The following is a 559-nucleotide window of genomic DNA, read 5'->3' as shown; positions in this document are numbered from 1 at the left end:
CAGGGGTTCGACTCCCCTACGGGACGCCACTTCTCTTTGAAGTGCAAATTGGGTCGTTAGCTCAGTTGGTAGAGCAGTTGACTTTTAATCAATTGGTCGCAGGTTCGAATCCTGCACGACCCACCATCTTCTCCTCAAAGATGTAAAACATCGGAGGGCGATTAGCTCAGTTGGGAGAGCACCTCCCTTACAAGGAGGGGGTCACTGGTTCGAGCCCGGTATCGCCCACCACTTCTTTCTCAAGAAGTAAAATATGGGGCTATAGCTCAGCTGGGAGAGCGCTTCGCTGGCAGCGAAGAGGTCAGCGGTTCGATCCCGCTTAGCTCCACCACTTTCTAAAGACATTCCTATGAGTGTGATTAAAAAGTGGATCTTTAAATAGAAACACAATGCTCTTTAACAATCTGGAAAGCTGACTAGTAAATTCAATCGATAGATTGATTTTAAAAATGTTCTTCGAAAGAAGAACGAGTTCTCAAAACATACACATTCAAGTGTCTGTGTTTATTTTCACTTTTTAAAAGTGAAAACAAAACAATGAGTCCGGCGAAAAACCAAC

Annotated in this window: 3 tRNA genes; all 3 read left to right on the top strand. The window is 44.4% G+C overall.

Features of this window, described 5'->3' with window-relative positions:
- The first annotated feature begins 50 nt into the window (after positions 1-50).
- Positions 51-126 (top strand) — tRNA-Lys (locus C9J38_RS21675).
- Positions 127-155: 29 nt separating this feature from the next.
- A tRNA-Val gene (locus C9J38_RS21670) sits at positions 156-231 on the top strand.
- 24 nt (positions 232-255) lie between these two features.
- Positions 256-331 (top strand) — tRNA-Ala (locus C9J38_RS21665).
- The last annotated feature ends 228 nt before the right edge of the window (positions 332-559 follow it).

Source organism: Photobacterium sp. GB-210, from assembly GCF_003026075.1.
In the GTDB taxonomy this organism is placed as follows: Bacteria; Pseudomonadota; Gammaproteobacteria; order Enterobacterales; family Vibrionaceae; genus Photobacterium.
The sequence above is the reverse complement of the archived record's forward strand: the minus strand, read 5'-3'. Positions and strand labels throughout refer to the sequence as shown.